This window comes from Streptomyces sp. NPDC006463, assembly GCF_042870715.1.
GTDB lineage: Bacteria > Actinomycetota > Actinomycetes > Streptomycetales > Streptomycetaceae > Streptomyces.
This window is the reverse complement of the sequence record NZ_JBIAHP010000029.1, coordinates 53,661-78,556: the sequence shown is the minus strand read 5'-3', so window position 1 is coordinate 78,556 and position 24,896 is coordinate 53,661. Positions and strand designations below refer to the sequence as shown.

The following is a 24,896-nucleotide window of genomic DNA, read 5'->3' as shown; positions in this document are numbered from 1 at the left end:
GTGGGAACGACGCGACGACATCCACGAAGCCTTCCTCGGCCTCGCCACCTGCCTCATCACCCACCGACATGTCCAACGCCTTTGTTAGGACCTCTTAGTCGACCGTCGAGTCCAGCCGCCCCGTCGCGGTAGGTCAGCAGTGCCGGGCACGGGGAGCGAGCCGGCGCCCGTGCAGGCGGCGGCAGCTCTTGCTCGGCCGTCCGAGTCTGCTCTGCGGCCCGCCCCCGACGGTCGGACGGCTGTCGGGTGTCGGCGAGGGTCCTACCGAGACGGCGTCTCGCTCTGCAGCCGTTGCAGGCCGCACACGACGAAACCGCAGCGGCGGGGGACCATATCTCTTTGGTCAAGGTGGATGGGTGCTGATTGGCGGGAGTGCCGCCTTCTCGGTAGGTCCCTCGCCGACCTGTCCGGAGATCGGTTCTGATCGTTCAGCCGAAAAGGAGCCGTGCCCTGTGCGACAGGGGTGACACCATGCGGTGTCATGGCAGACGACAGCGGTAGCGCGTTTCAGGCGGGTCAGACGGGGCTCATCGTCCGGATCCCGGAGGCAGACCTGGCGGTCCGCGGGTGGCGTGAACGGTTGGATCCCTCAGCGCAGGCGGGGGTTCCAGCACATGTCACGGTGCTCTTCCCGTTTCTCCACGAGAGCCGAATAGATTCGGTCGTCTACTCCGCTCTCGCGGACGTGCTGGGAAGTCACCGGGCCTTTGACCTGCGATTCGAGAGATGTGGACGGCTCCCGGAAGTGTCGTATCTCGTTCCCGAGCCCGACACGCAGTTGCGGCAGCTCACGGAGGCGATCGCTGATCGATGGCCCGAGGCCCCGCCGTATGGGGGCCGGTTCGCGGAGATTGTGCCGCACCTGACGATCGCTCAACGCCAGGAAGATGCCGTCCTGGAGGAGATCGAGGCCGACCTCGTAGGCAGGCTCCCGTTCACGTCTCACGTCTCGTCGGTTGAACTCATGGTGCACGACGGCACGAAGTGGCAAGAACGAGCGTCGTTCGCACTCGGAGAACGAAGCAGGTCATGAGGCTTGGCCGGTCCGCTGCCCCTTGGACGGCGGACCAGCGTGGGGTTTCCCGCCCCCGCCATAGCCGGCTTCAGCGTGCTCGGCGCGAGCTCGGGTGTCGGCGAGGCGGTAGGAGTCGGTGCCGGTCTCGATGATGGTCCCGTCGTCCCTGTTTCACGAAGTCATCACTTCAGGGGGCCACCGGTCTTCCCGACGCTCAGACCTGCCCGGCGTCTCGGCCTACGTCCGCCCCCGCCGCGGCCGGGCCGCGTGCCGGGTCCGGAAAGGGCTGGGCGGACCCGCCTGGCGCAGCGTTCAGGGGCTACGGGGCGGGTTCGGCCAAGAGGATCCGGCTCCGCTCGTGGTCGATCGTCACAATCTGTGCGGACATCCGCTGGCCCTCGTGGAAGGCCTCCGTGGACGCAGCGGGCCCGGTGATCGGAACAAGTCCCTCGACGCAGTCGGCGACTCGCACGAAGACTTCGATGGCCGCGGGACGTCTGTCAGGAGCGCGCAGTGAGGCCACGCCTCGCAGGAGGAGATCCGCAGGTGCGCCGACTGATCGAGCGGGTCAAGGCCGATCTCGGTGACCTCACGGCCGAGGACAGGCGCAGATCGGCGAGGCCGTCGCAGTCGTACGCCGCAGCCGGAGCGTCATGCTTGGCATGCCCCGCACTGGCCAGCCCCTGCCCGACGTCCACACCACGAGGACCGCATGAACACCACCATGGCCGACGGCCGCCGCCGACAGTGAACGCCGCCGCCAACGCGTGTAGACCGCCCTCCGGTAAGCCTGTGGACGATCGCGTAATTCCCCAGCCCGATGGTCACGGAGTTGGCCATGGGACGGCGGAGCTACCGTCACCGTGACCCTGCGAGGTGATGCAGCACCTTCGTCCCCTACGACGTCAGGGCCGTGCACTGGCGAAGGGCTGCCGTCTGGGTGTGTGGGTCGCTACGGGAGAGTTCGTTACGGCCAGGGCCCGCATCACGGGTGGCGCAGGCCCTGGCTGGGGGCTCGCTCAGCCTGTGCAGCCGGCTACGCTGCCGGGCGGGGCGCAATTGTTCGGGCGGTTGCCCGCGACGCGGCTGTTGGTCAGTGTTACGGCGCCGAGGGCGGCTTGGTTGAAGATGCCGCCGCCGTCGGCGCTCCCGCCGGAGGCCCTTGCGATGTTCGCTTTTACGTGACTGCGTTCCAGGGAGGTCGTGCTGTCGGCGCCGTTGAAGACACCGGCGCCCAGCGCGGTGCCGCCTGGTGCGTCGGCGGTGTTGCCGCTGACCGGAGTGCCGGTCAGCGTTGCCGTGCCACCGAGGGCATTGCGCAGGCCACCGCCTTCGACTGTGCCGTCGGATGCGCTGGCGTTGTTGTCGCGGACGGAAGTAGCGTTCAACTTCAGCTCCGCCCGGTTGGTGATCCCGGCGCCTCCCACAATGCCCGCTGAAGAATCGACACGATTCTTGTGCACGGAGCCGCCGCTCACGGTGAGGCTGCCCGCGTTGCCGATGCCGCCGCCCCGCGCGAACCCCCCACCCGTGTTGGTCGCCGTGTTGGCGCTGATCACCGTCCTGGTCACGGAGGCGTCGCCGAAGTTGTTCAGGCCGCCGCCGACCGCCTGCAGCCCCGTCGCGGCGGCAGAGTTGCGGGTGATGGTGCCGTGGTTCACGGTGAGAGTGCCGAAGTTGCTCACCCCTGCGCCGATGGCTTGCCCAGAGCCGGTGTTGGTGACGGTATTACCGTCGATCCGGGTGTCGGTGAACGTGGCAGTGCCTTCGTTGTGGATGCCGCCGCCCAGCACCGCGTCGCTGACGCTGCCGGCGGCGCTGTTGCCGGTCACCCGGCTGGCGCGCAGCGCGAGCGTGCCTGCGTTGAGGATTCCACCGCCGCAGATCAGGTCGGGTGCGATCGGGCAATCGGCGGCATCGGCAGTCCTTCCCCCAGCGATTGTGATTCTTTCCAGGGTGAGGTTGCCCTCCCCTGACACGGCGAGGATGCGGAAGTCCGGCGTGGTGGCCTGCGAGTTTCGCTTGATGGTGCTTGCGTTGCCGTGGATAGTGATGTCGGTGGTGATCAACGGCAGGCCGTTGGCGTTGTCATTGCTGTCCGGTGCCGTGAGGGTGTACGTGCACTTGCGTGCCAGGCGGAGTGTGTCGGCGCCCGGTGAGGCGTTGGCCTTCTTGATCGCCTCGACGAGCGCCGTGACCGAGCATGGGACGTGCTTTTCGGCGGCGTGGGCGAGCGGAGCAGGGAGCGCCGCCACACAGCTGGCTGCCAGGCCGGCCGCGGCCAGGAGCCAGCCCGGATGCGGTCGCCGGAGACCGAGAACCGGACCCTTCGCTCGGAAGTTCTGCCAGGACATCAGGGGTTCCTCCTTCTGCGCCAGGAGACGTCCCCTCGGACGCGCTCCACACGGCAACCCCAGTCCGTCCTGCCGCAGACTGTCGACGAGGGGCGCCGGAACCAGCCGACCACGTCTCCCGCGTGCAGTTCCCCTTGGGCTGCCCTGACGCCGCCGCATTCATCCGATAAGCGCATTCGGTGCCTCGCCAAACGCATACGCCCGCAACACCAGGCTCGTCACCCAGACCAGGCGCCTGGAGCGACGGCTTTTCCGAGCAGATGGGCGAGCAGGCGTGGCGTGATTCGGGGCTCGGAGCCCCCGCTCGACCATGACGAGCTCCAGCGCCACGTCGCCCGCGTGGAGCAGGCGAACGCCAAGCTCGGCGCGTCTGGGGGAGAGGGATGCGGAGCTGGAGCGCAGGTCGTCGATGGCTGCTCCGGTCGCGATCGAGAGTCTCGCGGCCTGGAGGAGCTGCAGGCAGACGTAGGATTCGACACCGTATCGCTGCCATCTCTCGGTGGCCGGCTCCGGCTCCTCGGCATCGGTGGCTTTGATGACCTCTTCGGAGTGTGGATCGAAGTCTTCAGCAGGCCAAGGGCCTCAGCGAGCCGACGGGCTTCCGCCAGCAGTTGCACCGAGGACCACGCGCTGCTGGCCGCCGGCCACAGCCGACGATCTATCCAATGCCGGCTCGGCATGACCTACCGGACCGTTCAGCGCCTCGCTGATGCCGCCACCCCGGAAGCCCTCTCTTCAGCAGCGGGCGAGTGTGCCGCTCTTCAGGGTGGATTTGTCGCTGAACAGCCAGCCTTCGGTGTTCGTGCCCTCGATACGGGAGTAGATCCACTTGTTGCCATGGGCATTGGTGACGTAGCAGTGGTAATAGACCTTCACACCCGGCTTGGCCGCGGAAACATAGGAGCACTCCGCGTACGGCCCGGTGTAGAGGTGGGTGTCTTCGGCCACCACACCGTAGCCGTTGCTGCGGTTCGAGTGGGCCCAGCCCGTGCACGCCGTCGACACCGGGACGGGCTCCTTCACCGTCGAACCGGGCGTGGCCTTCGGTGAGCCGGACGGGCCCGCGGCCGACTCGCCGCCGCCCTTGCCCGGCGTCGGAGTGGGACCCTTCGAGGGGTTGCCGGACGGCGCCCCGCTGGGGCTGATGGACGTCAGGTTTCCCGGGGAGGTCGGGCCGTTGGACGTGCCGCCCGTGTCACCGTCGGCCGGGGTGTTCGCCGTGGGAAGCGCCGCGTCCGACCCGCCGCCGACCGCGTCGCCCCGCATGTCCATCAGGGCGTAGGCGACTCCGCCGCAGGTGAGGACACTGGCGGCCGCAACCGCGACGACGGTACGGGTGCGGTGGCGCCCCCCGCGAACACTTGTGGCACGGGTCTCGGAACGGCTGCCTTGGCCGGCGGGTATGCCGGGCGCCGTGCCCGGCTGCGCGGCACCCGGCTGCGCGGCACCCGGCTGCGCGGCGCCCGGGTGCGGAGGGGCGCCGTAGGCATTGGTCGGCGTGTAGGAGGCGACGGGCTGGGGGGCGGGCTGGGAGAACGGCGCGGCGGCGGGGCCGAAGGCCGGCGGAGTGACGGGCTGTGGGGCCGGTGTCGGCGCGAGGTCCGTCGTCCTGCCCCCGGCGACCGCCTCCAGCATCTCGCGCGCCTGACCGGCGTCGGGCCGCTGCAGCGGGTCCTTGGCCATCAGCGCCTGCAGCACCGGGGTGAGCGGTCCGCCGCGCCGGGGCTCCGGCAGCGGGTCGCCGACGATCGCCGTCAGCGTGGACCACACCGACGTACGGCGGAAGGGCGAAGCGCCCTCCACGGCTGCGTACAGCGTCATGCCGAGCGCCCAGATGTCCGACGCGGCACCCGGTTCCCGGCCCTGTGCGCGCTCCGGCGGCAGATAGTCGAGGGAGCCGACGATCTGACCGCTCTGGGTCAACTTGGCCAGGCCCTCGTCGCCGGAGGACTCCATGCTGGCGATGCCGAAGTCGGTGAGCACGACCCGGCCGCTGCGCTCAAGCAATACGTTGCCGGGCTTGACGTCCCGGTGGAGGACCCCGGCCCGGTGTGCCGCGTCGAGCGCGTCCATCAGCTTGGCGCCGATCGCGGCCGCTTCGCGCGGGTCCAGTGGGCCGCGCTCCGCGAGCACGTTGTCGAGGGAGGGCCCGTCGACAAGCTCCATGACGATGACCGGCAGCCCCTGCTCCTCGACCACGTCGTGCACGGTGACCACACCGCTGTGTCGGATACGGGCGGCGGCCTGCGCCTCCCGCTGCATCCGGACCCGCAGATCGGCCAGTTCGGCGGGGGAGGCGTCGGTGTAGGCCCGTAGCACCTTGACGGCGACCTCGCGGTTCAGCAGCTGGTCCACCGCCCGGGCGACGACACCCATACCACCGCGCCCGATCGTCGCGGTCACGCGGTATCGCCCGCCCAGGACCTCGCCGACCAGCTCCGCGCCGTTCGCCCCCGTCACCTGTCACGCTCCGTTCGTCGCACTGTTCGAAATCCGCCACGTGGCGGGCACCAGCGTAGGGGAACGGGCGCGGGCGGGTTCGCACGACCCAGCCCTCGGCGCGCAGGTGCGCCTTCCAACAGTTTTGATCATCCGTACATCTGACCTGAGATCAGGACACTCGTGGCGTCGCCCGTAACAGCTGCGCATCAGACACGTCGACGGGGAGACTCATGGGCAGCGGCCGTTCTTTCGCGCTTCGTTACTCGACATCTCGAAGCGTGAAGAACGGCCGCCTCACGCGCCGCCGATTCCCGGGGAACGCAGCAGGTCGATTGACCTGCGACGTCAAACGCCAAGCTAAGGGGCAGGGGCAACTGCCGTGCCCGTGTTCGCCCCTGACTTGCGCAAGGACTGCGTCGCCTGCTGGGCGCTGAAGTGCGGCACCGGCCTTCACCCGAGCCGGAGGGGCTCTCCGTAACGTGGAGGTGGCAGCTCGGTGCCGTGCCAGGCCCGACGAAAGCGTGATGGAGGGGCCCGCACGTGCTCGACACCGGCGACATCGACGCCTTCCTCGGCCTGGACGTCGGCAAGGGCGAACACCACGCCACCGCCGTCACACCGGCCGGGGAGAAGGCGTCGGAAGTCAGTAGAACGGCAGGCGGTCATGACCATCGCGGACCGTCGCCATCGGCGACCCCGCAGCCGGGCTGTGGACGGCCGGGCTTGGGCTCGCTGAACCATCGTTGCAGCAGACAGGGACCTGTTCAGGCGACGACAGGTTCGCCGCTCAGTGCGACACCGGCCCGGCGCAGCTCGTCGAGTGCGGCGCGTGTGGTATCGGCGGCGACGCCGGCGGTGTAGTCGAGCAGGACCCGCACCGTGAAGCCCGCGCGCACTCCGTCCAGTGCGGTGGCCTTCACACAGTGATCGGTCGCGATGCCGACGACGTCGAGGTCGGAGATGTCGCGGGCGTTCAGCCAGGCGGACAGTGCCGTGCCGTCCTGGGCCGAGCCCTCGAAACCGCTCTTCGAGGCGGAGTGCGCGCCCTTGAAGAAGACCTCGTCGACGTGCCCGGAGTCGACGGCGGGCGCGAAGTCCGGATGGAACTCGCCTCCCTCACTGCCGACGACGCAATGCACGGGGAACGAGTCCTGGAAGTCGGGGTTCTCGGAGAAGTGGGCGCCCGGGTCGATGTGGTGGTCACGGGTGGCGACGACGTAGGCGTACTGCCCGTCGGCGCGCCGGACCAGCTCGGCAATGGCGGCGGCCCGGTCCGCGCCGCCCTTCACCGGAACACTGCCGCCCTCGCAGAAGTCCTTCTGCACATCGACGATGACCAGTGCACGGCGCACGGAAAGCCCCTTCCCTCGGGTGATGCTCTCCTCGATGGTCGCCCTTCCGCCGGCGGGCGGGCGCGCCACTCGCCGGTAGTTCACCCGACCGGGCGCGCCGTCCTTGGGAGCGGAGGCCTTGCGTGCGGAACAGCCGATTCCGGAAGCCCGAACGAAAACCCCTTGCGCAATGGTCAAGAAACGTTGACCATTGGGGGCATGCCTACCGATGACCTTCCTGAGACGTTCCACGTCACCACCGACGAGCAGCTACGCGCCGTTTCCAATCTCACGCGTCACCGGATCATGGCCGTGCTCCGCTTCGAGCCCGCGACGATTACGCAGATCGCCGAGCGAGTGGGCCTTGCGAAGGGGAGTTCCAGCTACCACGTACGGCTGCTCGAACGGGCCGGCCTTGTGAAGGTGGTACGGACGCGGAAGGTCCGGGGGGTCACCGAGCGGTACTACGCGATGGCCGCGCGGGCGATCGTGCTGCCGGATCCGGGCGAGGGAGGGCCGGACGTCCTGATGCGGCATGCGGTGGCGGACCTGGAGGCGTCGCCGGCGGATGGCGAGCGGCACGTACGGATGGCGCACCTGCGGCTCACGGAGGAGCAGTTCGCGGAACTGGGGGCACGGCTGCAGGCACTGGCGGACGAGTACCGGGAGCTGTCCGATCCGTCGCTGCCGGACGCGTCACTCGTCTTCGCACTGTTCCACCCGGCGCGGCGCGAGCAGGCCGAAGGGGACGCCAAGTGACTTCAGACTTCCGGAAATTGCCGACCGGGTTCGGACGGCTGTGGACTGCGCAGACGGTGTCCTCGCTCGGTGACGGGGTGTCGCATGCCGCGATGCCTCTGCTCGCGTTGACTTTGACGCGGGATCCGATGGCGCTCGCCGTCGTCACGGCCACCGGAACGCTGCCGTGGCTGCTCTTCGGGGTGCTCGGCGGTGCGCTGGTGGACCGCTGGGACCGTCGGCGCACGATGTGGGTCACGGACGCGGCGCGTGCGGTACTGCTCGCGATACCGGCGGCAGCGGCCGCGCTCGACGTGCTGAGCATTCCGCTGCTCGCGGCCGTCGCCTTCCTGCTCGGCCTCGGCGGACTCTTCTTCGACACGGCCGCCACGGCCTATCTGCCGGATCTGCTCGGCCGCGACCCCGCACTCCTGGAGCGCGCCAACTCCCGCCTGCGCAGCACCCAGACCGCCGCGTCCGGCTTCGCGGGGCCGCCTGCGGGCAGTGCCCTGCTCGCCCTCGGGCGGGCGGTTCCGCTGCTCGCCGACGCGGTGTCGTTCGCGCTCTCCGCACTGCTCGTACGGTCGCTGCCTGCCGCACCCCGGCCCGTGCCACAGGCCCGTGAGTCGCTGCTGCGGCAGGCGCGGGCCGGCGCCTCGTACGTGTTCCGGGATCAGTTGCTGCTCGGGCTCGCGCTGCGGCCGGCGGTCGGGAACATCGCCTTCCTCGCCGTGGAGACCGTACTCGCCCTCTTCGCGCACGATCGTCTCGGCATCGACACCTTCGGCTTCGGCCTGCTCCTCACGGCGGAGGCCACCGGCGGTCTGCTCGGCGCGGGCATCGCCTCCTTCCTCGGCCGACGACTCGGCACCGGCACCGCACTGACCTGCACGGCCGCAGTCGAGGGACTCGCCATCCTGGGCCTTGCCGCCGCCCCGAACCCGTACGTCGCCGGCCTCGCGCTCGCCGTCTGCGGAGCGGGCATGGGCGCCACGATGGTGCTCGGCCCCTCTCTCCGACAGGCGATCGTCCCAGCCCACCTGATGGGCCGGGTCGCCTCCACCTCCCGCATGCTCGCCATGTGCGCCGCCCCCTTCGGCGCCTTCCTCGGCGGCTGGCTGGCCACCACTTACGACGTACGCACCCCGCTCTACACTGCCGCCGGCCTCCTCCTCACCATGACCGCCGTCACGTCGACCATGACCAGCAACCGCCGGGTGGAGGCGGCGCTGCGTGTCGGCGCCCCGGCCGATGACCCAGATCACACGGAATCCGTGGATCCCGTTCAGGAGGGTGCCATTTAGGGCTCCGCAAGGTCGTTGAGGAAGTGCTCAGAAGCTGTTGTCGTACCGATCAAGCGGCTTGCCGATCGAACGGGAGTATCGATCGAGTGATCGAGTGATCGAGGGCTCAGGGAGCGTCCAAGACCACACCGGCAAGCTCCGGCATCGCCCGGAGGAAGTCCGGAACACTCGCGAGATCGTTCAAGCGCAGTTCATATGCCGAGATCCTGCGCGCATAGTCGGCAGCCAGGTCATCGACCCGGTGCCGCAGATCGGCGCGCGACGCCACTGTGATCGAGTCGTAGTAGTCGAAATCCGAACCGATCGTCAGGTCCACGAACACCCCTTCTTCCTCAAGGACATCGGCCAGAGTCGGGGGAGTTGGGCCGCTCAACGCGCTCACCAGACGCTGGAGACGCTCCGGGCCGGGGGCGACTGCGAAGACCGTGGTCTCCGACGAGGCGTCGAAGATCACCGCGTGCAGCGCGGATACCAGGTCGCGAGGCGTGGACAACCGGAACAAGCCCGCACGACCGGCGTTGTCCGGCTCCGCCCGAAGGGGCTTTGCCGTACGACCAGGTACGAACCCCTTGTCCCGTGTGGTGGCGGTCGGCGCTTCGGCGTCGACCTCGTACTCCCAGCTCACCAACATCGGCTTTTGCTCCAGGAAACGCTCGGCGTCGTCGCAGTAGTAAGTCGGGATCGCATAGCGGTCCAGGCCGGCCGTCAGCCGCCACACCAGGCCCACATAGACGGCGACTTCCTCCATGTTGTTGTTGTTCACCGCCCACTCGGTGTACGGCGTCCCCTCCTCAGGCCATTCGTGCCAAAGGCCAGGCCAGTGCCGAGTGACCGCCAGGTCATTGCCCGGGAGGTAGTGGAAGAGATGGAGGCCGTCTGTCGTAGAACCCTCGAAACGGATCGGATGCACCGCGCCAACCTAGCCCTGGGCAGCTCGGTGATGCTCCACAATTTCGTGTCCGCGAGGCCGGGTGGCCAGGATCAGCGATCCCGTGACCCCGTCACTCCCCACTTGTCTGCATGCTCAACGTTGCGTTTGTCTTTCTGATCTGGAGCGGTGTCCCGTCGAGCGGGAGTCGCGATCGGGTGATCGCGGTCGGTGCCGGGAATGGAAGCAGGGCCTCGTGGTAGCTCGGAGGGTGTCTACGCCAGCGAGTGTTCCAGGAGGCCCTGTTGCCGCGGTTTTCCGCAGTTGCGGCTGCGGAGTCCAGCGCAGTCACCCACTCGTGTGATTGCCTGGCTCACCAGTTCGGAAACGCTGCTGACAACGGGGTACGCGAGCACCGCTACCCGACCGACATGTCCGATGCGGAGTGGGCGGTGGTGCGGCCGCTGTTGCCGGTGCCGGGCTGGCTGTGCGGGCAGCCGGAGGTGTACTGCCATCGCGCGATGTTGGACGCGGTCCGCTACCTCGTCGACAACGGAACGAAGTGGCGGGCCGTGCCGGCCGACTTCCCGCCGTGGGACCGGGTCTACGCGTTCTTCCGCCGCTGGCGCGACCACGGTCTGGTCAAGGAGTTCCACGACCGGCTCCGGCCGCAAGGTCCGCGAGCAGGCCGGACGGGAGCCGGAGCCGAGGGCGGGCGTGATCGACTCCCAGTCAACCAAGGCGGACGCCGTCGTCGGTGCCGACATCCGCGGCTTCGACGGCGGCAAGCTGATCAACGGCCGCAAGCGGCACGCCGTGGTCGACAGCCTCGGCCTGTGCCTGGGGGTGATGGTCACCGCCGCGGACATCGGCGACCGCGCCGCCGGGCAGGTTCTGCTCGCCCAGGTCGCCGCCGCGCACCACCGGCTGGAACTGGTCTGGGCCGACGGCGGCCACACGGGCAGCCTCGTCGGGTACGGCTTCACCGTCCTCGCCCTGGTCCTCGCCATCGTAAAACGCAGTGACGACATGCGCGGCTTCGTCGTGCTGCCCAAGCGGTGGATCGTGAAGCGGTTCTTCGCCCACGTGATGCGAAGCCGCCGCCTCACGCGGGACTTCGAACGGTCCACCAGCAGCGCGGAGGCGATGGTCTACTCGTCGATGACGACGCTCATGACCCGCCGCCTGGGCCGGCCACGGCCTTCGCGAGCGTGAACCGGCCCGGCGCCGGCTCGGCCAGCCACCCGCGCGCTGTCAACCGCTTCGCCTTCGACCGCAGCGCCTCGATCTTCGCGGGCGCGGGGTCACCTTTCGGCCCCGATCAACGGACACCCTGCTGAGCTGTGAGCCATGGCCGTTACAGCTCCCCGGCGGGCCGGCGCTGCCGCTGGCCGTCACGCTGGTCGGGACGACGGCTCGCCAGGGGGTTGGCCGCGTCCGCCGGATGAGTCGGCCCGATGTGCTGAACGCTCCGGCCCCGCCGTAGCACGTGTTGCCCGCACCCAGATGGAACATCGCCATCCCGGTCCCCACGACGTGTGGTCCGGCTAGCGTGGCGATGACGGGCCGCGGCAGACGGTGGCCGGGGGAGGGCAGCGCGGATGGGCACGATGGTGGTGGGTTTCCGGCTCGGTTCGGACGGGAAGGGCCGGCAGGCGACGCTGGTGCTGACCCAGGCCGGCGTGCTGCACCAGAGCACCGGCTTGCTGGGGATGGCGCCCCGGCCTGCGAAGCCGCACGCACCGATCGCCCCGGATCCGCATCCGGTACCGCGTCAGGCAGCCAAGCTGCGCAAGGTATACGCCACCCTGCTCGGCCGCGGCTACACCCGTGAACTGATCCCTCCGGCCTTCGTCCGCCTCGACACCGACGAGCACGCCCTGCACGTAAAGCCGTACGGCCCGCACGCCCCGCGCCCGCACCCGGAACTCATCGCAGACTTCACGGGCGCCGCCCCGGCCGGCCCCGGAACACTGGACGAGGCCCTGGCCGCGTTCTACACGGCGATCGGACTCATGCCCCGGCCCCGAACCCCCTTCCCGCCCGGCTCCGCCGGCATGCCCCCACGGGTCCGACAGGCGCTGCGCGCACTGGCCGAAGGGCGCGCCCTCGCCTCCGGTCCACGGCGCGGCGCGGGCTGGACGGTCACGCCCGCGGGTGTACGCCTGCACGTCGGCACCGTCGGCGAGGACCTCACCCACCGGCAAGTGGCCGAGCTCCAGGCAGCACTGACAGCCTGGCTGCGCCACCAGCAGCGGACGCCTACCGGTGCAGAGTGAGCCCCGCCGCCGATCCCCGCCGCCGAGCTCCGCGCCCGCCCGGAGTCCCTGGCCTCGGCCGGTCTCTTTGTCGTGCCGACCGCCTCGGCAACGACCTACAACGGGTGCGTCCACCCGCGCGTCTGCTCGCCGACATCGTCCTCGCAGCGAGCACGTACGACAACGCCGCGGGCATCGCCCTGCTCGACCAGGTCGCCGAGAGCTCCGAGAGCGCCGGCGGCAGTGTCAAGAAGGACCTGGTCGACCGGGGGTTCAAGAATCAGGTCGCCGCCCACGGCACCCTTCTGGGCATCGACGTCGAGACCGTCGAACGCAACCCGCAGCAGACGGGGTTCGTCCGGCAGCCGAAGCGGTGGAGGGTCGACAGACCTGCGGGATCCTGCATACTGCACCGGCGACTGGTCCGTGACCACGAGCACCGCCCGGCGTCCTCCGCGTCCCGCGTCTACTCGGCGATGACCCACGTCATGGCCCGCCGCCTCACCGGCATCCCAACCTGCCGCGGACTCGCAGGCGGTGACCGCGTGAACAACCAGTGCCCCTGGACGCGCTCGGCATCCAGGAGGATCGCCGCCCGGGCCTTCGCCGACGACCTCCGCACCCGGATCGACGACCTGCAAGTTCGGCTGCGAGGAGGCCGAGACTCACCTCCAACACCTTGCGATCACGCGGAAGACCGTCACCGCCCTCACCGACCGGATCCCCGCCCGAACCGACTCGCCCGAACCCGCCGGAGCATCCGCAGCCCCCCGTATCCTCGCCCTGTTCAACGAGGCCACCGGCCCCTCCGGGCCCGCCACGTCTGCCAGGCCCTCGACCACGAACTGCTGTCGAGGAACATCGAGGGCACTCGCGCCAGGGCACTCGCGCCAGGGCACTCGCGCCAAGCTGAAACGCCTGGTCAAGCTCGACTTCCTCATCGAGGCCGACGTCGGCAGCTTCAGCAGGAAGCGGTAGCCGACCGAGCACCCCGACCAACAGCCCTTCCCGCCCCGACCTCACCCGAAATGGACAGCAACTCACGAACCGCCCTCTTGAGTCGCCAGTCTCTCCGTGTACACCTCCCGCTCCGCCTTGAGTTGCACGGCGAATCCGTGGAAGCCGCTCGGCGGCGCGGTGGTGAAGAACACCCCTCTGACAGCGTCGGGGGGAACCATCCGCTGGTCGGGTCGGTCACTCCGCTCACCGATGTGGACCGGTTCGGCCATGGCGAAGTGCTTCCCGAAGAACTTCTCCAGGGTCGCCGCGTCGTCGGGCAGCGGCTCTCCGAGCAGATCGGTCGCGGTGCCGGGGACGGCACGGACGGTGAGCACCTGGTCGAAGTCGGGCGCCGCGGTAATGTGGTGCGCGAGGTGCAACTGCCCTGCGCGGCCGAAGCAGAGGTAGGCCAGCTCGCTGTCGTCCCGGTGGTTCGCCTGCACATCGAGCTCTGCGAAGTGTGCGACGCTCTGGATCGTCACGACCGTGTGTTCGGCGAGTGGTGGGTGTTTCTTTCCCTCCCGCTCGAAGTGTCCACAGAAGATCTTTCCGGTCATCGACGTCCGCCGCGGGCCGACGCCCTGCGGATCGAGTTCGCTCATCGGGAAAACATCGGGAACGAACGTGTCATAGGGCTCTTCGGGTACGACATGCCGATGGGAGCGGACCGCCGAGCCGACAGCGTCCTCCAGACCCACCTCCAGGATGACCTGGAAGTTGTGCGGAGGCATGAACATCGGGAGATGCGACATGTAGAGCACTTCTCCGCCGACAAGCAGCATGCCGCGGGAGCCGAGGGTCGCGTCGCGGTCGTGATTGCCGTGGGGTGTTTGATGTCCGTGGTGCATGTCCATTGTCGTCCCTTCGATCGGGCGATGATGCGTTGGCAGGCAGCGTCTCGTGGCGGCGGACGAGGAGACCGTCCGCGACGCGATCCACCGGTTCAACCAACGACGCGGACTGCGTCATCCAGACGGCCACACCCGCCCGGCCAGGCTCGGGCAGGTACTCCCGGATGCAGGATCCCGGGTGCAGTGTGTGATGTCCTTCAGGAACTGAGGAACTCGTCGCCGAGCGGCCTCCAGCCTGATGGCACCCACCCGCCGCCGAGGGTGACCTGCCACCTGGCTCACAGGGCTCCGTCGGTACCCGGCCGTGGACATCCAGTCGACCGTCCTTGTTCAGGCCTGCAGAGGAGTGCCCGGTTGCCGTGATCCCGTCCAGTGGCTCCCACCGCTCGGGCCAGTCCCCCGTGTCCGTTGACCGCTAGCTGCCAAATGTGCACCAGGGTGCCATTGCTGTCGCGGCCGAATACCTCCAGTCGGCCGTCAGGGTTCTGGGCGACGACCGGGTCGCTGGCCAACATGCCACCCGGTTGCTCCCACCGCTCCCTGATGCACCTGCGTGTCGGTGCCGCGGCCAAAAAGTTCCAGCTGACCGTCGTCGTTCGCAGTGGCTCGGGCGCGCGTGGTGGATGGCTGCTTCGCCATGGCTTCTTCTCCTCTGCGTCCGTTCCCCCTGTCAGCTTCTCGCGCCGCACCATGACGAGCATGACCTGTGCGCCAAATGGGTGACCAGGCCCCCCACCGCATCGGCCACGCCCTTCCCGCTCCCCGGCCCTCAAGGTGGCACCCGCGATCCGGCGTATAGGCACCGTCGCGAGCCGAAGCGCGGACGCCGGTCTTATCGACCACCAGCACCCCCTGGTCGTCGTGCAGCTGCTCCACGACGTAGTCGTGCACCTCGTTGCGTCCCACTTGGCCCGGCTGAGTAGGTGCTGCATGCCGTCCGGGGTCGGTTCCCCGGCCCACTCGGCGATGGTCCAGCAGTTCTTGCGTGGCAGATCCGACAGTAGACCGCGCACCAACTGCCGTATTCGACACCGGGGTTCGACTGCGCGAACTTATCCGCGATACGGCCTATCAGGGCTTCGAACGCCTCCTGCCAACGGGAAGGGTCGTGGGATCCGCGGCGATCTTCACCCGCTGGGGGGCGTTTCTGGGGAAGGTCCAGATGCGGCCCAGGGTGCTGGTGGCGGTCACCGTGGTTGCGTCCAAGGTGACTTCGGTGAACGGATTGGACGAGCAGGAGACCGCGATCCATTCCAAGGTGCTGTGGTCATCGTCCCGAGTCAGGGCGACCCAGCCGATACTGCCGTGATCCGATGATTCACCTGCCAGGGCACGGCTTCCGGCGTAGGTGCACGAGGCAAACGTCGTATCGACGTCCATCCAGTCGCTGGGGGTCCAAGCGGTGGCCCGCAGGACCTCCCACCACTGCCAGTCCTCGGCCCGCATGTCACGGAGCCTGCCTGCGGGGGAGAACCGCACGAGTTCCATTACCGACAGGGATCCGTCGGAGAACATGATGAAGTCTCCGTGGGGTGCCTCCCGGGCACGCCAACGGTCATGCACCAAATCAGCGTTGGGTGTCACGTCGGGGGAGCTCAAACCCGCAATGATGACATCGAACAACGGCCCGAGGAGAGGGCTGCGTCGGTCAACCATCGCGTCGGCTGGAGGCGACGGTGTTCTTCACCGCCTTCTTCGCACCCGGGCGGCGCGACGAGGTGGGTGGCTGGCGGCGGGAGCGGGCGCCGGTGGTTCGGCTGCCGTGGCCGGCTCGTGGGGGATGACTCCGCTGCGGGGCCGGTGAACGTGCGGGGCGTCGTCGGCGCGCTCTGGGGCAGAGTCCCGTACTGCGTGGCCCAGCCGTCCAGCAGCCGCTGGCACGCCGGGCGGCGCTGCGGCCGATGGACGCGATTCGTACGTGGACCGCACCAGGGTTCAGTGGCCGCTACCTTCCGCATGACTCCCTGCCCTGGGAAACGGTCTACGGGTACTTCGCGAAGTGGGCGGATGAAGACGTTTTCGCCCAGCCCAACGGCCTGCTCAGGGAACTCTTGCGGCAGCGGGAAGGAGGGAGGCAGATCGTGTGCAGGAAGCGGAGCATCGCCATCGACACGATCGGCCTCCTCCTCGCGGTGCGGGTCACCACGTCGAGCGTGCAGGACTCCGTGGCCGGCACCCAGCTCCTCGACCAGGTCGCCGCCTACCACCTCGGCATCCGCAAGGCCTGGGTCGACGGCGGCAACCGCCACACTCCAAAGCGGGAAAGCTCGTGCACCGAAGCAGCAGTCGAGGATCACGGTTTTCCTTGGCGCGTCCGACCGTACAAGCGGGCTCTTCAGCCAGTCGTAGTGCACCGCCGTGTAGCCAAGGCCTGGTTTGGAGTCCTGAAGGCTCAGACACAACGCGCCGTTGTCGAAGCCCTTGAAAGAAGGCAGGGGTTCCAACGTCTGGTAGTCGCTGGTGCCCACTAACACGGCCATTGAACGAGGCGGGTCTGGGAGCGACGCGGTGGCGTTACCCCTTGCTGTCGCTGAGCACCTGGGCGATGCGCGCCTGCAGGTATATGGTCAGTGACCATCTGTGCGCGAGGCATCGTGGTGAAAGGCATGAACCACGCCTACCGACCGGGCTGCAGGCCTACCGACCAGGCTACAGAGGGTGGTCTGTCAGGGGTCGGCGGGTGGTCGGGCTCGAGGGGGCTGGTGGAAGGGGTGCGTGCCCTCACATTTCCGGGGCCGGCCTGCTTCGGCACCGGCCGGTAGGAGTTCGCCGGGGCGCGAACGCGAACCCAGACGGAACCACAGCTCTCCGGGCGGCCTGGCACATCACCTCGGAGCGGTCTCGTCGCCGAGGATGCCGAGCAGGACCACGGCGGCCCTGGCCCGGTCCTCGCTCTGATCGCGGGGCAGGGCTCAGGGGGACGTTTCGTACTCGCCCTGGATGCGCATGTGCGCGCCCGCCCCCCAGGTGTAAGGGATCCTGCCGGGCGGCACCCAGCCGCCGTCCTTCGGGCGGCTCGCGAACACCGTTGCCACGCTGCCGCCGCTCGCGATGACGGGCGTGAGCGTCTTCCATGTGCCGCGGGTGCCGTCGCGGTAGCGGCCGGTGCCCTGCCAGCCCCAATCGGAGCTGCCGGCCTCCGCCGCCGGGATGGGCAACGAGGCTTTGATGTCCGCTGACCCGAGCGTGCTTCCGGCGCCCCAAGTCAGGTCGGCCACGTAGAGGACGGTCGTGCCGACCCGGGTATACCGACCGTCCGCCACGCAGGAGCCGAGCGCGGTCAGACCCGACCAGGCGGGGGTGTACGACGTCCAGGCGGCCAGGTGCTGTTCGCCGGCCGAGGGGACGGCCGCCGCCATGGCCAGAGCGCGCTCGATCGTCGGGCGGTCGGCGGGGTCCTTGGCGAGGAGGGTGGTTATCAGCGAGGCAAGGGGAGTATCGGCGCGTTGCGGTGGTGGGGGATGGTGCAGTGCCACCGCTGCCAGCGTGGCGGTCGGGGTCTCGCGCCGGAAGGGCGAACTGCCCTCCAGCGCCTCGTACAGCGTGACGCCGAGCGAGAACAGATCTCCGGCGGCCTGGTCCTCAGTGCCGTTGAGCCTCTCGGGGGCCATGTACTCGGCCGAGCCGACGACCCCGCCCGTCACCGTGAGCGCGGTGTCGGCCCTGTGCACGGCGATGCCGAAGTCGGCCAGCAGCACATCCCCGTCCGCGGCGAGCATCACGTTGGCGGGCTTGAGATCCCGGTGCACTATTCCCGCCGCGTGGGCCGCCTCAAGCGCCTTGAGCAGTGCGGTGGCCACCTGCGCCACCCGAGCGGCGGGCAACGGTCCCTCGACCCGCAGGTGTGCCTCCAAGGAGCGCCCCTCGACGAGGTGCATCACGATCCACGGAACCCCCTCCTCGACCACCACGTCGTGAACCGCGACAATGTGCCGCCTGTCGCGCAGCTTCGCAGCGTTGCGCGCCTCTCGGGCGGCACGGGCCAGCCGTGACGCCTGCTCGCGCTCTGAGTCGGCCTGCTGCGGAAGCCAGACCTCCTTGACCGCCACATCCACATCCAGCGCCTCGTCGTGGGCCCTCCACACCCGTCCGAACCCTCCGGACCCCAGGGGCCTGACGAGTCGGTACCGCCCCCCGATAGCCCTTCCCGGCTGCACCTGCGCTGCCAACGGCCCCCGCCCCTCCACTGGTTGACTGCCCGAACCGGTGCCCGAGCCGTCGGGATCAGAGCCTACGGATCCCTCCACCGAGGTTCAATGACCAGGCAGTTGCCCATGCGCGTACACCACTTCCGTGAACACGGCCCGCTCGTCACACGGAGCGGTCCCACCCACCTTGCGGACGAGCAGCGAACGATGGCAGCAACGGGTGGGGCCAGCTTCCAGAGTTCATCAGGAACCGGACGCTTCGATCGATCAGCACCCACGACCGGCATCATGCCGCTCGAACATCAAGTCACGTGGGACAGTCTCTAAGCCTTGATTGGTGCGGCCGATCTGGCGGCCTGCTCGATCTTCGTGCAGTAGGCGGCACGGGCTTCCTCGTCGATCCGCTGCTCGTGTTCTGCGCGCAGCCCGGTCCGGCCGTCGAGGCCCTCGCGCAGGATGTCGGCGTGCCCGGCATGCCGGATGGACTCGCTGAGGACATGGACCATGATGGCGAACAGGTTCGTGTTGGGATAAGGCTCCGGCCACCACGGCACGTGGCCGGGGGCGTCGAGGGGAAGCTCGTTGATCGTCGCGTCCGAGTGTTCCCACGTGCGCCGGTAGTATTCGATGATCTGATCGCGGGTCTCGTCCTCGGTCGCCCACAGATCGCTGCCGTCGTGGTCCTGCCACCGGGGCAGCGGTTCCGGGGAAGGGCGGTCGAAGACCTCGCCGAAGTACCTGGCCTCGACGGTGGCCACGTGTTTGACCAGGCCGAGGAGGTTGGTCCCGGTCGCTGTCAAAGGTCGGCGGGCGTCGTATTCGGACAGGCCGTCGAGTTTCCAGAGCAGCGCCTTGCGGTCCCGCCGCAGTCTCCCGTGCAGGTTGTCTTTCGCGAATTCATCGATCATGCGGCATGAGCCTGCCATGGGCTGCTGGTGGTCTCAAGATCCCGTACGTGGTCCGCAATGACTGGCAGAGCCGGGGCCTGGCCGTGGCATCCGCCCTGACCTGCTAGAAGAAGCTCGCGAAACTCGCCGCGTGAGACAACCTCTAAGGGGGAGGGAGGGGAGCCGCCAAGCATGGTGTGTCTGCTCCCCACCTGCCACGATCCGATGGAGCCCCAGTCAATGGTCGCTGGGGCTCCGCCCCCACGGGTTGACGAAACCCATAGACACCGCACGCTTTAACGCGTCAAGTTGTCGTGGTGGGCTCTTCGGACGCGGCGCGGTCGTATAGCCGGTGCTGCCATTCGTTGGCGTCTGGGGCTGGTTGGCCGTGTAGCGGATGGTGCGCTCGACGAGCGTGCCGACTGCCGAAGGCCGGGTGTCCATCACGAGGCGCCCTCCCAATGGCTGGGAACGTTGCGGTCCTCGACCTCGGTGGGACGGCCACTGATGGAGACCATGCCGCGGATGATGCCCCGCCCGGTGGGGCCAACGGGCGATCTTCGGGCGACGCATGGGCCTTGCTGACCGCAGTCGTTGGGTCAGACTCCGATCGATCGCCTGGCGCCGACGCGGGTCGTAGAGCGAGAGGTGTCGGCGTACGAACGGAAGGCCCCAGCACGGTACGGATGAGCGTCCCCAGTTCGGTGACTCGGATCGTGGCCATGCAAGGATGTGTGTGGGGGTCGGACTTCTTCCGGGAGACGGAGTGGCGGTACCGGTATCGGGCGGCGGCCAGCGGATTGGTCGCGTAGACCTACCTTGAACCTACCCGGAGGGCAGCGACGAGTAACCCGCGGTTGGGTCTCGATCGCGACCGGGATGGGTTCCTCCTGGATGGCCTTGTGCTCAGCAAGCAGGTCCAGCAGCACCTGGTAGCCAGCCGTGTCGTCGGTGATGCGTTGGTCGGCAGGCGGGCCTGTCCCACGAGAAGGTCCGAATACCGGCTCGCCGCCCGGAAGACGGCCGGCGAGCCGGGCGCGGCATAGAAGAGCACCCCGGCCTCGGAGGGCTTGCGGGTGGGCCGCTGCCGTCCGCTGGCGACCTCGGCGGGCAGCGCGAAGCTGTAGCGGCCGCGGAAGTCGGTGTGGGCGGACTTCAACGGGGACAGGCGGGCGACGTCGGCGTCTGCGCCGAGCAGATCCTGCCGACCAGCGCGGTACCGTCCACGGACTGGAACACCGTCTCGTGATCGACCACGAGCAGATGGCAGCTACCCGGCCGGGCAGGCGGGGCCGGGACGGCTACGAGTCGGCCGACTTGACCGTGTCCAGCATGATGTCGGCGTTGTCGAGTGCGGCTACCAGTAGTTCCCGGGCCGCCTTCAGCACCCCGACCTGGGCGACGACGGTTTCGACGTCGCCGGTCGCGTTCGCCTCGTCGACTGCGCCGATCACGCCCAGCAGTACGTGCAGCGCCTCGGCGGCGTGCGCGGCCGCGACCACGATCGGCCCGGCGCCCGGAGCCTTGGCGATCCAGTGGAGCGGGATGCCCGCCCGCCGGACCTGCCAGCCCAGGAAGGCCATCTGCTTCACCGGGTCGTCCCAGGCGTCGGCGGCCTTCAGCTGCTCGAACCATGCGGCGAACAGGTCCTCGCCGTCGCCCTCGACCTCGTCGGCGAGCTTCGCCTGTGCCTGCACCGAGCCCAGCAGGGTGTTGAGCAGCCGTAGCCGGTAGATTTCGGATCTGCCGAATTGGGTGGCGTTTTCGGCGTGCTCGGCCGGTGTGTTGTTGCCGTCGTATGCGCCTAACGCGACCAGAGCCGCACCGATCTGTTCCACCGTCACCGGTATGTCCTCGTTCTTCATACCGGCACGCTACCCGTCACTGGCCGGGCGTGGGAGGCCAATGTGCTGGCAATCAGCAGCGATTCTCTATCCCGTGTCAGATCGGCCACTCACATGACATCGTGACTGAGAGCCGCCTCCAGCCGCCTCCGGCTGGGGTGACCCAGCGCAAGCCTCGCGGCGCTTGAACGCCCGCTCTGGACTACGGTTCGCCGGACGCTCGGCCACGAGGGGCGCGCGGCGCTGGAGCCGGTACACCGCCGGTGTACCGCTCGGGGCTCCGGACGGCAGCCTCTTGGGCGTCTTCGGCCCATGGCTGCCCCGCGGGTGTTCCAGCATGGCTGTGCGCCTTCACTGCCCCGCCAGGCCAGCCATCCCGCCATGAGGGCCGGTCGCTCAGAAAGTTGCCCGTCCCGCGGGAGGGATCGCAATCGTGGCCGGAGCGCCGGCCGAGGCCGGGCGGAACGCTCTACCACCACGTGGGGTCACTCGTCTCGGGCTGGACAAAAACGCACGAAATCCACCTCATCCGCGTTGGTGGCGACCTCCACCCGCCAACACCCAGCCCCGAGCTTGATGACACCCACCCCCTCATCCGCTCGAATCTGCTCTGGATCCGCGGCACCGTCGAAGGCCGAATCGAACATGAACAGGCGGCCGTCGGCCAGTGAGACGACGTCCACTCCGACGACACGCCAATCACGCGCGGGCACGCTCCCGGGGTCCTCGTCGGCTCCGTCGAACGACGGGCGGACGAGGACTCCGCCCTCACTGTCCGCTTCGAACCACGTGGTGCCCTCGCCGTCGAGGATCAAGGCGGGGTGCCCCTGCACATCGACCCATCCGAAGCCTCCGAACGGCGACACCTCGGAAACCGGCGGATCGCACGCGCGGTCGTAGTCGCACTCCGGGCCGCCCGCGGCGCCCCAGGTCCAGCCTTCCGGAACCTCGGCCCCCAAGGGTGGCAGCGTCCCCCGCCAGTGCTCAGCGGCTTCTGCCGGGACCACGATGATCGGTCCGCCGCCCGAGCACGTCCAGGGTCGGCCGTGTTCATCAATGTTGGTTCCCAACGAGCACCCCCGGTGCGATCTCCGTGTCTCCGCATGACCTCGCGCGGCGCCGGCCATGATTCCATGCGCGTAGCGCTCACGAGTGAGCCGGTATGACCCGAGGTGGCCAGGCCGCCCGACCGTGTGTCCCCGCTCGGCGCAGATCGCCCGGGTGCGGCACGACGGCAGAGCATTACGCGCACTCCTCCGTCCTGCAGGAGTGCCCAGAGGCGGCTGGCGAGCGAGGGCCGCCTTGGATACTGCCGGGGCGGGCTGGGGCTGGCCGGATTCGAACCGGCGTCCTCCCACATGCGGTGAAGGCGCGACAACCACTGCGCTACGAGCCCCAGCCCGCTCGCGATCTTACCCGTCACCAGCACACCATCGCGCTGTATTTCCCAAGATGACGGATCGCTCAGCGTAACCACGCCACAAACCTGAGCCAGAACCCGAGTTTTGACAGCGCTCGAGGGCTCCCCGCTCCGTGGTCAGGCTGCGCTCGGGAAGCTCAGGTGACGGATGGGCGCCGTGGATCGGTTGGGACGAGCGCCTGCTCGTCGAAGGGCTGCTCAAGGGCTTCGTGGCCGTGCTCCCGGCGGTATGCCATCTCGGCGCGGTAACCGGCAGAACCCAGAGGATGCTGGCATGGCCGTCCGGCAGCGGGACTGCTCCAGGCCCGGGCCGGGGGGGTAGGGAAGGCTGAGCCCCCCATGTGACCGGCTTTCCCGGCCTCCGAGTACTACGGCGACTCCGCCACCATCTGGCGTCATCAGCGGGCATGCGGCCGGCCCCGGGGCAGAGCCACCGCAGGGCCGCCTGCTGTGAGCGGGGGTCATGTGGCGGGCGTCCTAAGGGCTTTGACCGCCACGACACGGAAATTGGGAGTCGTGGGCTGAAGGGCCCGCCGGTCAGGCGGCCTGCTGGCGCTCGGGCGCCTTCCGTGTCTTCACCCCGCCGACGATGAGCGCCAGCCCCACGACGACGATGCCGAGGTAAGCGGTGGACGGAAGGTCGACGACCTTGTGCATCCAGCCCCACTCCGTGCCGAAGAAGGTCTGCGAAGCGAAGCTGACAAGCCCCTGGGCTCCTACGACGTAGCCGATGCTTTCGATGGTGTATCCGATGGTTGTTCGCACGGATCAATCCTCTCGCGGCGGTGCCGCAAGGTGGTCCTCCACAGGGCCGAAATCACAGTAGGCCAAAGGATGTAGTCGCTTGCGGAGAGCACCGGCGCAACACCCCCGCCGCGGCAGAGGAGTGGTCGACGCCAGACGGCTCGAAGATCACGCCCTACGCCCAGCGCATGGGCCGTCGACCTTCCCGACCGGCTTGCCTCCCTTGGGGGGGGCACCGCGTCAGCAATGTCCATACCCACAACACCCAACGCGGCTCCTCAGCTGCGGATGGTGCAGAGCACGCGGGGGCGGTCGAACGGCTGTCGATGAGAGCACTGGTCAGACGGCCCCGAGTCACTTGGCTCACGTCCGAGGCACCTTGGACATCCCTGAGCCCGCCGCCAGTGCCGTATCAGTCCGAGGACCTTCACGCTGTCCGAGCGCCGGGAGATCAAGAAGATCGTCAACTCCAAGCCGATCGAGCACGGCTTTGGCCAGGCTCCAGGTCCGCTCAACCCCCGGCGCCACGCCGGGCGGCGGTGGGCTGGGCGCGGAGGGTGGCACAAGGACCCCGGCCGGGAGCCGAGGCCCCGCCCACGGGCGACCTACACCCGCCCGCACGGGGTCCGGCACCTGTTCGCCGCCTACGACCTGGGCAAGGACAGGCTCTACGGCCATATCAAGCCGAGAAAGCATCGCATTACACATGACGATGTGCGACCCGTTTCAGGTGAAGGCGATCGGTACGCTGCGCGGCGTTCCGTCCTTGGCGACGTAGGCCAGGTGGGCGGGTCACGTCACGGGCCGGCAGCTCCTGGCTGATCGGGCGGTTCAGAACCTCGGTGATCTCGTTCGGCTGCATGGTTCGATTCCTCCTTCTCAGCGCAGTTGCTCGGCCAGTCCGACAATGATGCCCTCCGGGCCGCGGATGTAGCAGAGCAGATGGCTGTCCTCGAACCGGGCGATCTCGCCGACGAGCTCGGCGCCGTGAGGGCGCAGACGGGCAACGGTGTCCTCGATGTCGTCGACGGCGAACATGACGCGGTGCGTGCCCAGAACGTTGTGCGGCCGGTTGCGCGGCCCGGCGCTGATCACCGGGGGGCTGTGATACTTCGCCAGCTCGAGCCGGCTGTGACCATCCGGGGTCCGGACCATCGCGATGTCACAGCGGACGCCGTCGAGTCCGGTGCACTGGTCGGCGAAGAGGCCCTCGACCTCCGCCCTGCCCTCCAGCTCCATGCCGAGTTCCACGAAGAACGCGATGGCGGCGTCGATGTCCTCGACGACGATGCCGACGTTGTCCATCCGCTGAATCGCCATGCTGGTTTCTCCTTCTTCCTCGTGCGGCCGTGGTGGCCGCTGATGTCCCTGGGACGGAGCCGGTGGCACGTTCTCGACATCCGCAGGCCGCCTGACTCCGAAGAGTCTGGATCACGCCTCAGCACCGCTGCGGCAGACCCGCGGGCCAGGCGTCACCACCGGGGGTGAGTGCGGCGCAGGTGGCCGCCCCCATGAAGACGATCAGCCGTAGCGTGCCGTCCCCGCTTTTCAATGCTTCCTCGACGATTCGCAGAGTGCGCGCTTGAGAATTGCGCCTCCCCAATCGATTCACGGTGCCGGGTCACCCGTGGCGGGGGGAGTTCCCCGTGCCGCTCGCCCTCGCCGCACCCGTCCAGGTCCCCGCCGCCCGGCG

General features: G+C 68.8%; 17 protein-coding genes, 1 tRNA gene and 7 pseudogenes. 9 read left to right on the top strand and 16 right to left on the bottom strand.

Annotation, left to right across the window (positions count from 1 at the left end; genetic code table 11):
* Positions 1-481: 481 nt before the first annotated feature.
* Positions 482-1,033, top strand: a complete 552-nt coding sequence (locus tag ACFYOB_RS35965) for a 2'-5' RNA ligase family protein (RefSeq protein WP_388567694.1) — start codon at positions 482-484, stop codon at positions 1,031-1,033.
* Positions 1,034-1,096: 63 nt separating this feature from the next.
* Here the strand turns inward: ACFYOB_RS35965 and ACFYOB_RS35960 are convergent.
* The 4 genes and pseudogenes from ACFYOB_RS35960 to ACFYOB_RS35945 form a co-directional block, all read right to left on the bottom strand.
* Positions 1,097-1,177: pseudogene (locus ACFYOB_RS35960) on the bottom strand (AAA family ATPase); the annotation flags it as partial.
* 857 nt (positions 1,178-2,034) lie between these two features.
* On the bottom strand, positions 2,035-3,369 hold the full coding sequence (locus ACFYOB_RS35955) for a hypothetical protein (RefSeq protein WP_388567691.1): 1,335 nt from the start codon (positions 3,367-3,369) through the stop codon (positions 2,035-2,037).
* 735 nt (positions 3,370-4,104) lie between these two features.
* The gene (locus tag ACFYOB_RS35950; protein WP_388567689.1) at positions 4,105-5,829 is read right to left on the bottom strand and encodes a protein kinase; all 1,725 of its coding nucleotides are present in this window, start codon (positions 5,827-5,829) and stop codon (positions 4,105-4,107) included.
* A gap of 746 nt (positions 5,830-6,575) precedes the next feature.
* A complete protein-coding gene (locus ACFYOB_RS35945; protein WP_388567686.1) occupies positions 6,576-7,163 on the bottom strand; it encodes an isochorismatase family protein in 588 nt (195 codons plus the stop codon).
* 198 nt (positions 7,164-7,361) lie between these two features.
* Between ACFYOB_RS35945 and ACFYOB_RS35940 the strand changes: the two genes are divergently transcribed.
* Together ACFYOB_RS35940 and ACFYOB_RS35935 are read left to right on the top strand one after the other, a co-directional pair.
* A complete protein-coding gene (locus tag ACFYOB_RS35940) occupies positions 7,362-7,901 on the top strand; it encodes an ArsR/SmtB family transcription factor (RefSeq protein ID WP_388567684.1) in 540 nt (179 codons plus the stop codon).
* On the top strand, positions 7,898-9,184 hold the full coding sequence (locus tag ACFYOB_RS35935; RefSeq protein ID WP_388567682.1) for an MFS transporter: 1,287 nt from the start codon (positions 7,898-7,900) through the stop codon (positions 9,182-9,184). The genes ACFYOB_RS35940 and ACFYOB_RS35935 overlap by 4 nt, the downstream gene beginning before the upstream one ends.
* Before the next feature lie 106 nt (positions 9,185-9,290).
* Here ACFYOB_RS35935 and ACFYOB_RS35930 read toward each other — a convergent pair whose 3' ends face one another.
* Positions 9,291-9,947 carry a hypothetical protein gene (locus ACFYOB_RS35930; RefSeq protein ID WP_388567679.1) on the bottom strand — a complete coding sequence of 219 codons (657 nt, stop codon included), beginning with the start codon at positions 9,945-9,947 and terminating at the stop codon, positions 9,291-9,293.
* A gap of 536 nt (positions 9,948-10,483) precedes the next feature.
* Between ACFYOB_RS35930 and ACFYOB_RS35925 the strand changes: the two are divergent.
* The 4 genes and pseudogenes from ACFYOB_RS35925 to ACFYOB_RS35910 all read left to right on the top strand — a co-directional run.
* Positions 10,484-10,648 (top strand): annotated as a pseudogene (locus ACFYOB_RS35925) (transposase); the annotation flags it as partial.
* A 121-nt stretch (positions 10,649-10,769) separates the two neighbouring features.
* Positions 10,770-11,267, top strand: coding sequence for a transposase (locus ACFYOB_RS35920; RefSeq protein ID WP_388567676.1), 498 nt, complete (start codon positions 10,770-10,772; stop codon positions 11,265-11,267).
* A 386-nt stretch (positions 11,268-11,653) separates the two neighbouring features.
* The gene (locus ACFYOB_RS35915) at positions 11,654-12,331 is read left to right on the top strand and encodes a hypothetical protein (RefSeq protein WP_388567674.1); all 678 of its coding nucleotides are present in this window, start codon (positions 11,654-11,656) and stop codon (positions 12,329-12,331) included.
* Between the two features lie 122 nt (positions 12,332-12,453).
* A pseudogene (locus ACFYOB_RS35910) lies at positions 12,454-12,828 on the top strand (IS5/IS1182 family transposase); the annotation flags it as partial.
* A gap of 522 nt (positions 12,829-13,350) precedes the next feature.
* Here ACFYOB_RS35910 and ACFYOB_RS35905 read toward each other — a convergent pair.
* The 3 genes and pseudogenes from ACFYOB_RS35905 to ACFYOB_RS35895 form a co-directional block, all read right to left on the bottom strand.
* Positions 13,351-14,256, bottom strand: a complete 906-nt coding sequence (locus ACFYOB_RS35905; protein WP_388567701.1) for a hypothetical protein — start codon at positions 14,254-14,256, stop codon at positions 13,351-13,353.
* Positions 14,257-14,985: 729 nt separating this feature from the next.
* Positions 14,986-15,232, bottom strand: a pseudogene (locus ACFYOB_RS35900) (transposase); the annotation flags it as partial.
* Entirely contained in the window at positions 15,232-15,783 is a 552-nt protein-coding gene (locus ACFYOB_RS35895) for a hypothetical protein (protein WP_388567672.1), read from the bottom strand. The pseudogene ACFYOB_RS35900 and the gene ACFYOB_RS35895, both read right to left, overlap by 1 nt.
* Positions 15,784-16,075: 292 nt before the next feature.
* Here ACFYOB_RS35895 and ACFYOB_RS35890 point away from each other — a divergent pair.
* Positions 16,076-16,406: pseudogene (locus ACFYOB_RS35890) on the top strand (transposase); the annotation flags it as partial.
* 666 nt (positions 16,407-17,072) lie between these two features.
* Here the strand turns inward: ACFYOB_RS35890 and ACFYOB_RS35885 are convergent.
* The 7 genes and pseudogenes from ACFYOB_RS35885 to ACFYOB_RS35855 all read right to left on the bottom strand — a co-directional run bounded on the left by ACFYOB_RS35885 (position 17,073) and on the right by ACFYOB_RS35855 (position 23,224).
* Positions 17,073-18,317 carry a serine/threonine-protein kinase gene (locus ACFYOB_RS35885; protein WP_388567699.1) on the bottom strand — a complete coding sequence of 415 codons (1,245 nt, stop codon included), beginning with the start codon at positions 18,315-18,317 and terminating at the stop codon, positions 17,073-17,075.
* 314 nt (positions 18,318-18,631) lie between these two features.
* Entirely contained in the window at positions 18,632-19,216 is a 585-nt protein-coding gene (locus ACFYOB_RS35880) for a DinB family protein (protein ID WP_388567669.1), read from the bottom strand.
* A gap of 676 nt (positions 19,217-19,892) precedes the next feature.
* A pseudogene (locus ACFYOB_RS35875) lies at positions 19,893-20,163 on the bottom strand (IS110 family transposase); the annotation flags it as partial.
* Positions 20,164-20,496: 333 nt separating this feature from the next.
* Positions 20,497-21,060, bottom strand: a complete 564-nt coding sequence (locus tag ACFYOB_RS35870) for a DUF6245 family protein (protein ID WP_388567666.1) — start codon at positions 21,058-21,060, stop codon at positions 20,497-20,499.
* A 464-nt stretch (positions 21,061-21,524) separates the two neighbouring features.
* Positions 21,525-22,109 carry an Imm21 family immunity protein gene (locus ACFYOB_RS35865; protein ID WP_388567663.1) on the bottom strand — a complete coding sequence of 195 codons (585 nt, stop codon included), beginning with the start codon at positions 22,107-22,109 and terminating at the stop codon, positions 21,525-21,527.
* Positions 22,110-22,362: 253 nt separating this feature from the next.
* A tRNA-Ala gene (locus tag ACFYOB_RS35860) sits at positions 22,363-22,436 on the bottom strand.
* A 560-nt stretch (positions 22,437-22,996) separates the two neighbouring features.
* Positions 22,997-23,224, bottom strand: coding sequence for a hypothetical protein (locus ACFYOB_RS35855; protein ID WP_388567660.1), 228 nt, complete (start codon positions 23,222-23,224; stop codon positions 22,997-22,999).
* 396 nt (positions 23,225-23,620) lie between these two features.
* Here ACFYOB_RS35855 and ACFYOB_RS35850 point away from each other — a divergent pair.
* Positions 23,621-23,902 (top strand): annotated as a pseudogene (locus ACFYOB_RS35850) (hypothetical protein); the annotation flags it as partial.
* Positions 23,903-24,082: 180 nt separating this feature from the next.
* On the opposite strand, the gene ACFYOB_RS35845 reads toward ACFYOB_RS35850, so the two are convergent.
* Entirely contained in the window at positions 24,083-24,523 is a 441-nt protein-coding gene (locus ACFYOB_RS35845) for a VOC family protein (RefSeq protein WP_388567657.1), read from the bottom strand.
* Positions 24,524-24,896 lie beyond the last annotated feature (373 nt).

Excerpts from the sequence above, each read along its gene's own strand:
- ACFYOB_RS35845 (WP_388567657.1), bottom strand. The coding sequence starts at position 24,523 with ATGGCGATTCAGCGGATGGACAACGTCGGCATCGTCGTCGAGGACATC.
- ACFYOB_RS35880 (WP_388567669.1), bottom strand. The coding sequence starts at position 19,216 with ATGATCGATGAATTCGCGAAAGACAACCTGCACGGGAGACTGCGGCGG.
- ACFYOB_RS35965 (WP_388567694.1), top strand. The coding sequence starts at position 482 with ATGGCAGACGACAGCGGTAGCGCGTTTCAGGCGGGTCAGACGGGGCTC.
- ACFYOB_RS35870 (WP_388567666.1), bottom strand. The coding sequence starts at position 21,060 with ATGAAGAACGAGGACATACCGGTGACGGTGGAACAGATCGGTGCGGCT.
- ACFYOB_RS35955 (WP_388567691.1), bottom strand. The coding sequence starts at position 3,369 with ATGTCCTGGCAGAACTTCCGAGCGAAGGGTCCGGTTCTCGGTCTCCGG.
- ACFYOB_RS35915 (WP_388567674.1), top strand. The coding sequence starts at position 11,654 with ATGGGCACGATGGTGGTGGGTTTCCGGCTCGGTTCGGACGGGAAGGGC.
- ACFYOB_RS35940 (WP_388567684.1), top strand. The coding sequence starts at position 7,362 with ATGCCTACCGATGACCTTCCTGAGACGTTCCACGTCACCACCGACGAG.